Here is a 7,579-nt window from a genome sequence, read left to right as displayed (position 1 = left end):
AAGGAAGGGGGCCTTCCTGTACCTCAGGCGAGCAACGGGCGCCGGTACCGAGCGGGTCGGGTCTCGTGAGTGTTTTAGGTCGTTAGAACGACCCAAAACACTCACGACAACCTCAGCCGGTGGGCCGCTCGCGCCAGACGACCAGCGGCAGGAACGCCTGTGTGAGTGGTCCGATCGCGAGTGCGTAGAGGATCGTGCCGAGGCCGACGGTGCCGCCGAGCAGCCAGCCGGCGGCCAGGACGGTGAGCTCGATCAGCGTGCGGACGAGGCGGATCGATTTGCCGGTCTTGGCCGCGAAACCGGTCATCAGCCCGTCGCGAGGACCGGGGCCGAGCCGCGCGCCGACGTAGACCGCGGCGGCGAGGCCGTTGAGCACGACACCGGCGACCAGGTTGAAGATCTGCCAGCCGAGGACGTGCTGATCCGGCAGGTAGATCCGCACGAAGTCGACGGTGAGCGAGATGATCACGATATTGGCGACGGTGCCGATGCCGGGGCGCTGCCGCAGGGGGATCCACAGCAGGAGCACCACGACCGACGCGATCGCCGTGATCGTGCCGAACGTGAGCCCGGTGATCTTCATCAGGCCCTCGTGGAGCACGTCCCACGGATCGAGGCCGAGGCCTGCCCTGGTCAGCATGGCCATGCTGCCGCCGTAGAGGGCGAGCCCGGCGACGAGCTGGATCGAGCGCCGGGTGGTGTCGTGGGAGATGCCGACGGGCTTGAGGTCGAGTGTTTGTGCCACGACTGCACTATCAGGTGTAAGTGGCTTCCTTGACCATGACCAATCCGCAATAATTGGTCTTATGGAACCGCTGATCCCGCTGACTGGACGCGTTTCGGGGCCAAAATTGGCCACTTTGCTGGGAACTTGGCGGCAGAGTGGTTCTCGACACGGTGCCGTGGATCTCGCGGCGGCGGTCGAACTGCTGGTCCTTGACGGCAGGCTCCCGCTTGGCACGAAACTTCCGGCCGAACGGGAACTCGCCGACGCGCTGGAGGTCAGCCGCACGCTGATCGGCGCCGCGCTGGACAGACTGCGGGCCGACGGGCTGGTCGCCAGCCGTCGCGGGGCCGGTTCGTGGATCGCCTCACCAGGCGGACGGGGGCGCGAGCCGTTCGCGCCGTCCGGTGAGGACCTCATCGACCTCGCCCAGGCCTGCCCTCCCGCCATTCCCGGCCTGGTCCCGGCCGTGGACGCCGCCAGGAAGGCACTGGTGGACCACCTCGGCGAGAACGGCTACCACGTGCGTGGCCTGCGGCTCCTGCGCGAGCGGATCGCCCGCCGCTACACCGAACGCGGCTGGGCGACCAACCCCGACCAGGTCATGATCACCAACGGCGCGCATCACGCGTTCGTGCAGGCCCTGCGGATGCTGACGGGGCCCGGCGACCGCGTACTGGTCGAGCAGCCGACCTATCCGAACGCGCTCGAAGCCATCGGCGCCGCGCACGCCATCCCGGTCCCCGTACCGCTGGACCCGGCCACCGGCTGGGACGTCGTCGGGATCGAGGCCGCGTTGCGGCAATCGGCGCCGAGGCTCGCGTACCTCGTCGTGGACTTCCAGAACCCGACCGGCCTGCGCATGGACGCCGTCGGCCGGGAGCGGCTCGCGGCGGCGCTGAGCCGTGCGCGGACCCCGGTGATCATCGACGAGACCCTGGTCGAGCTCGATCTCGAAGGCGATCCGGCCGACGGACCGCCGCCGCTGGGTGCGTTCGCGGGCGATCTCGGCATCACGATCGGTTCGGCGTCGAAGTCGCATTGGGCGGGCCTGCGGCTCGGCTGGATCCGCGCGTCGGAGGACATCATCGGCAGGCTGGTCGCGGCCCGTTTCGCCGTCGACCTGGGATCTCCGGTGTTCGAGCAACTCGTTCTCGCCGAATTGCTCGACGACGGCGGGGCCGCGCTGGCGCACCGGCGCGAGGAGACGCTGGCCCTGCGTGACGCGCTGACCGGGGCGTTGACCTGGTACTGCCCGGAATGGACGTTCACCGTGCCGCCGGGCGGGCTTTCGCTGTGGTGCCGGCTCCCGGAGCCGATGAGCACGCGGCTGGCCGTCGCCGCGGCGGGACACGGAGTGCAGGTGGCGCCGGGATCGCGATTCGGCGTCCACGGCGGTTTGGAGCGCTGGCTGCGGCTGCCGTTCGCGTTGCCTGCGGACCGGCTCTTCGAGGCCGTCCGGCGGCTGGGCACGGCCGCCGCCTCGGTCACGGCGGCCTCCGTCACGGTCTCTCCCGTGGCCGTCCAAGTCACCTGAGGACCCCTGCATTCAGTCCTCTGGTTGCGGTAGTTGCACACGCAAGGACCGCAACCAGAGGACTAAACGCGGGCTGGAAACGGAACAGCCGGTGCGCCGGCGGGGCGGCCGATGCTCCAGGGAGGGCATCGGCGCCGCACGACCGGCACACCGGCTATCCGGCCCGCCCCGAGGTCGAAACCCCGGGACGGGCACCGCGGCGGTTACCCGGCACAGCCCCTCGACGTGCCGGGAACCGCCCGCGGTTCAGGTGGTCTTCGAGCTTGGCCGGCTCCTGCTCGGCGCGGTGAGCAGAAGCCCCCGAAGTCCACCCGGTGCTGGTCCCGGCGCCGCAGGGGCAGCGCGGCGCCGGGGCCGGGATCCGAACCGGCCGGGCGCGGTCGGCCGTTCGGGAAGACAAGGGGATACCTGAACGAGGGCAGGCGAAAAAGCGACTTGTGCCAGGGGATTCAACAGACGTCGGAAACCGAAGTTGATCTTGGTTTGGACGTGGTTCTCCCCGGCGACCCGGTCAGGTCAGTCGGGGGAGGTGGCGGGAAGCGCGGCTTCCCGGCCGGTGCGCTCGCCTTCGTGATCGCAGCCTGCTCCGATGAGCTTCAGCTGCGTCGCGGGCATACCGGAGTCGAGCACGGCGAGCGGCCCGCGGCCGCCGCCGGAGTTGTCGTGCCCGGGCTGGGCGCTCGTCGTGGGTGCGAGCGGGGCCACCGGGGTGTTCGGCAAGCCGCCACCGCCACCGCCAGAGCCGCCACCGTCCGGTGACGCGTGTGGCGCGTGTGTGTCGGACTCGGCGGGCGCGGCCGGAGCGGTCCGGGTTTCGAGCTGGACCCTGGGCAGCGAGACGCGGTAGTTCTGGATGGCCGTCGCCGGGGCGGGTGCCTCGGCCGGGACGAACGGACGTGGGTCCGTGGCCTTCGGCGCGGGCTGGCTCGGTGCGACGGTTTTGGCCGGGACGGCGATGCTGACCGAGCCGCCTGCCGAATCACCCGAGCCGCCACCGAAGGCCGGGTCGAGCACGTCGCCGACGCCCGGCAGGATCTGGGGCTTGCCGGGGTTGCAGAGGCCCGGCGTGAGGATCGGCGTGATGACCTTCTCGCCGATTCCGCCGACCACGCCGTTGACGGTTTCGAGTACTCCGCCGACCGTGTTCGTGACGACGTCGAGCACGCCGCCGATGAGGCCGCCCAGCAGTCCGTCGGAAGCCTGCGGCTTCGCGTTCTTCGTGGACGTCTTGGCTGGTTCCGGAGAAATGTTCGTCTTCTCGACGGAACTCGCGCTGGAAACGGCCTTTTCTTCGACGGCGGCCTCGGGCTCCTCGCTTCGCGTGGGAGCGGGTTCTGCCGTCTTGGTCTCGGCGGGCTCACTGGGTTTCGTGGCTTCGGCTTCGCCGGAGTCCGAAGTGGACTCTTTCGGAGTAGTCGATTTCCCGGCGCCGGTTTCCTTCGGCGGCTGGACGACGGACGTCTCCGGGGTGGTGGTGGGTGTCTGCTCTTCGGCCGAAGCCGGGGTGCTCAGGACGGCGCCGAGAATCCAGCCCGTGAGAACGAGGCCCCCCGTGAAAAGAATCCGCGCGCCCGTCTTCGACGGCTTGAGGCCGCGACGGTGCACGACTGCCGCACCACTCACAGCAACCACCACCGTCCGCGCCTGAAACCCACGGTCTTCACGTGAGTTCGATCTTGCTTTGGGGTCTTTTCCGGCCAGGTCGCAGTTCCCCCGGGGCTGCTCCAGTTTAAGCACCGGAGGGGAGTGTTTCAGTTCTGCCGCCTCGAATCCAGCCCGTTAGGCGGAACGACGCAACGGGCTCCGGTGCCTGGAGTACCGATGTTGATCACTCTCGGTGTGTGCGCGACGGCCATCCGGGCACGGGTGGAACTACTCAAATCCTCGGTGACCTGACCTTTTCCGGATCCTCACTGCGGTGTGTGCCGTCGAAATCGCGTTCGGTGATCGAGTCGGCGGACGTGCGCCGTCGAGAGAGGAGGGTCCGCCATGTGGGACGTGAACGCGGTCTCGGCGGCGGTGTACCGGGCGCTGAAGGCCTACCGGCTGAGCGACGCCGACGCCAGGGACGTCTGTCAGGAGGCGTGGCTGGAACTGCTCCGGGCACCGGGCGCGCTCCGCGACGAAGCGAAACTTCGTGCTTGGCTGACGACCACCGCGCGACGCCGCGCGCTCCGGTTGATCACCAGGAACAAGCGCGAAACACCGCGCCCGCCGCCTGGCGCGGAGCCGACGCCGGAGGCCGTGGTCGTCCGCGCCGAACGTGACCGCGCGCTCTGGGCGGCGGTCGACCGGCTGCCGGATCCGCACCGGCGGCTGATGTGGTTGCTCGCGCACCGGCCGGAGCTGACCTACGCCGAGATCGCCAGTGAACTGGCGATCAGCCCGGCCAGTGTGGGCAGGCTGCGAAGGCGGTGTCTCGACCGGCTCAAGCGCATGCTGGAAGTCGGCGGCTGGGCCTGACGCTCATCAGACCAATTCGAAGTACTCTTTCCCGCCGGGAATTCATCGGCTCAGTACCGGAGTTTACGCAATCGGGTGACCGCTTCGTCGATGACTTCGTTGCGTTTGCAGAACGCGAAACGCAGCAGGTGTTTCCACTCTTCCGGGTGATCGGTGAAGACCTTGACGGGCACGGCCGCCACACCCACTCGTTCGGGGAGCTCCCAGGCCAGTTCCGCGGCGTCTTCGAAGCCGAGCGGACGGACGTCGACGCAGATGAAGTACGTCCCGGCGGTCGGCCGCACGGCGAAACCCGCTTCCGCGAGTCCGGCGGCGAGCCGGTCTCGTTTGCCCTGCAGGCTCGTCCGCAGCTCCTCGGCCCACGGGAGTTCGTGGTCCAGCGCGTGGGCGACGGCAGGCTGCAGCGGCCCGCCCGAGACGAACGTGATGAACTGCTTCGCCGCCTTCACGGCCGCGACCAGCTCGGGGCTCGCGCAGACCCAGCCGATCTTCCAGCCGGTGCAGTTGAACGTCTTGCCCGCGCTGGAGATCGACACGGTCCGCTCGCGCATGCCGGGGAAGGTCGCGAGCGGGAAGTGCTCGGCGTCGTCGAACACCAGGTGCTCGTAGACCTCGTCGGTGATCGCGATCAGATCGTGTTCCACGCACAGTGCGGCGACGGCTTCCAGTTCGGCCCGCGTGAACACCGTGCCGGTCGGGTTGTGCGGCGAGTTGATCAGGATCGCCCTGGTCTTCGGCGTCACCGCGGCGCGCAGGCCATCGACGTCCAGTGCGAACCGGCCGTCGCGTTCCACCAGCCCGACGACGCGCCGCTCGGCGCCGGCCATGGCGACGGCGGCCGCGTAGGAGTCGTAGTACGGCTCGATGACGATGACCTCGTCCCCGGCCTGCGTCAGCGCGATCAGCGACGCCGCGATGGCTTCGGTCGCCCCGGCGGTGACGAGGATCTCCGTGTCTGGGTCGTATTCGACGCCGTAGCGGCTGCGGTGGCGCGCGATCGCCGCGCGCAGCTCCGGCCGCCCGGGCCCCGGCGGATACTGGTTCGCGCCGCCGAACAGGGCGTTCTTGGCGGCGTCGAGCATTCCGGCAGGCCCGTCGGTGTCGGGAAAACCCTGGCCGAGGTTGACGGCTTCGTGGCGGACGGCCAGTGCCGTCATCTCCGCGAAGATGGTCGACGTGAAGGGCTGGAGGCGGGGGACGAGGACGGGTTCGCGCACGATCAGCCATCCTCACGGACAATGGCCATGTGGAGCAACTGACGCCCGCCAAGGTGACCCCAGCCGATCCGCCCGGTGGACTTCCCGCCGAGGAGGAGAAGCGGCGCGGCCTGCGGAAGATGAAAAGGGTCGCGCTGTCGTTCCTGCTCGGCGCGACGGTGCTCTTCCTGCTCGCGAGCTGGGCGCAGTCCGCCGGCTGGCCGGGATGGGTCGGCTACGTCCGCGCCGCCGCCGAAGCCGGGATGGTCGGCGCGCTCGCCGACTGGTTCGCGGTGACGGCCCTGTTCCGGCATCCGCTCGGGATCAAGATCCCGCATACCGCGATCATCCCGAACAAGAAGGACGCGCTCGGCAACAGTCTCGGTGACTTCGTCGGCTCGAACTTCCTCTCGGAGTCCGTCATCCGCGACAAGCTGAGCCGGATCGAGGTCTCGAAGCGGCTCGGCGGCTGGCTTTCGCAGCCGGAAAACGCCGAGCGCGTGACGTCCGAGCTGGCCACCGTCGTGCGTGCGGCGGTCAAGGTGCTCCGCGACGAAGACGTCCAGGCGATCATGGAACAGGCCGTGGTCAAGCGGATCGTGGACAAGCCGTGGGGTCCGCCGCTCGGCAAGATCCTGGCAGGCGTGTTCGCCGACGGCGCGCACCACAAACTCGTCGACCTGATGTGCGACCGCGGCTACGAATGGGTGCGGGACAATCACACGACGATGCTGCGCGTGGTCTCGGACCGCGCGCCGAGCTGGTCGCCGAAGTTCGTCGACGGGATGCTCGCGGACAAGGTCTACGGCGAGGTGCTTTCCTTCGCGTGGGCGGTGAAGACCGACGTCAACCACCCCATGCGGCTCGCGCTGGACAAGTTCCTCGGCGAGTTCGCGACGGACCTGCAGACCAACCCCGAAGTGATGGCGCGCGCCGAACAGGTCAAGTCCCAAATGCTGGGGCATGACGAGGTGCAGAAGCTGATCGGCTCGGCGTGGGCGACGGCCAAGGAGATGCTGCTCAACGCCGCCGAGGACCCATCGAGCGAACTGCGCCGCCGGGTGCGCACCGGCCTCGAAGCGCTGGGCGAGCGGCTGGTCTCCGACGACCACATCCGGTCCAAGGTGGACAACTGGGTCGAGGGGGCGGCGGCCTACCTGGTCACCAACTACTCCCAGGAGATCACCACGATCATCACCGACACCGTGGAACGCTGGGACGCCGATGAGACGTCGCGCAAAATCGAGCTCCAGGTCGGCCGGGATCTGCAGTTCATCCGGATCAACGGCACGGTGGTCGGCGCGCTCGCCGGGCTGGTCATCTACGCGGTCGCCGAGCTGCTCTTCTGACGCTCTTTTGAGCAGCGGTGCGTATACCACACTCCGGAGGCCTCACCGGGAGTTGTCCACAGGAAGTGGAGTCATCCCCAGGGTTATCCACAGCATTTCACGTTTTTGGCCTAACGGTGTGCACAACCCCTGGGGGTAACTCGGGGGTGGGTGACCCCAGAAGTTGTGTCCGGACCTGGAGCAGCCCTGTGGCCTCAGCGTCATCCCAGCCAAGGCGACGGCGCGTGAAGGCCCCCTTCCCTCGGCTCAGCCGAGGGAAGGGGGCCTTCACGCGCTGAGCCGAGGAAACTCGACCTTCACACCTTCCCCA

At 68.8% G+C, this 7,579-nt stretch carries 6 protein-coding genes; 3 read left to right on the top strand and 3 right to left on the bottom strand.

Annotated features, from left to right (window positions below; all coding sequences use genetic code 11):
* Positions 1-112: 112 nt before the first annotated feature.
* Complete coding sequence (locus tag AB0M65_RS39490) at positions 113-745, bottom strand: hypothetical protein (protein ID WP_364040306.1); 633 nt, start codon at positions 743-745, stop codon at positions 113-115.
* Positions 746-806: 61 nt separating this feature from the next.
* Between AB0M65_RS39490 and AB0M65_RS39485 the strand changes: the two genes are divergently transcribed.
* Positions 807-2,261 carry a PLP-dependent aminotransferase family protein gene (locus AB0M65_RS39485; RefSeq protein ID WP_364040303.1) on the top strand — a complete coding sequence of 485 codons (1,455 nt, stop codon included), beginning with the start codon at positions 807-809 and terminating at the stop codon, positions 2,259-2,261.
* Between the two features lie 516 nt (positions 2,262-2,777).
* On the opposite strand, the gene AB0M65_RS39480 is transcribed toward AB0M65_RS39485, so the two are convergent.
* Positions 2,778-3,884 (bottom strand): hypothetical protein, encoded by a 1,107-nt coding sequence (locus AB0M65_RS39480; protein WP_364040300.1) that lies wholly within the window; start codon positions 3,882-3,884, stop codon positions 2,778-2,780.
* 366 nt (positions 3,885-4,250) lie between these two features.
* Between AB0M65_RS39480 and AB0M65_RS39475 the strand changes: the two genes are divergently transcribed.
* Positions 4,251-4,724 carry a sigma-70 family RNA polymerase sigma factor gene (locus AB0M65_RS39475; protein ID WP_364040297.1) on the top strand — a complete coding sequence of 158 codons (474 nt, stop codon included), beginning with the start codon at positions 4,251-4,253 and terminating at the stop codon, positions 4,722-4,724.
* Positions 4,725-4,774: 50 nt separating this feature from the next.
* Here AB0M65_RS39475 and AB0M65_RS39470 read toward each other — a convergent pair whose 3' ends face one another.
* Positions 4,775-5,941 (bottom strand): pyridoxal phosphate-dependent aminotransferase, encoded by a 1,167-nt coding sequence (locus AB0M65_RS39470; RefSeq protein WP_364040294.1) that lies wholly within the window; start codon positions 5,939-5,941, stop codon positions 4,775-4,777.
* 29 nt (positions 5,942-5,970) lie between these two features.
* Between AB0M65_RS39470 and AB0M65_RS39465 the strand changes: the two genes are divergently transcribed.
* Complete coding sequence (locus AB0M65_RS39465; RefSeq protein WP_364040291.1) at positions 5,971-7,269, top strand: DUF445 domain-containing protein; 1,299 nt, start codon at positions 5,971-5,973, stop codon at positions 7,267-7,269.
* The last annotated feature ends 310 nt before the right edge of the window (positions 7,270-7,579 follow it).

This window comes from Amycolatopsis sp. NPDC051071 (assembly GCF_040682875.1).
Classification (GTDB): Bacteria; Actinomycetota; Actinomycetes; order Mycobacteriales; family Pseudonocardiaceae; genus Amycolatopsis.
Note: the sequence above shows the minus strand (reverse complement) of the source record. Positions and strands in the feature narration are given on the sequence as shown.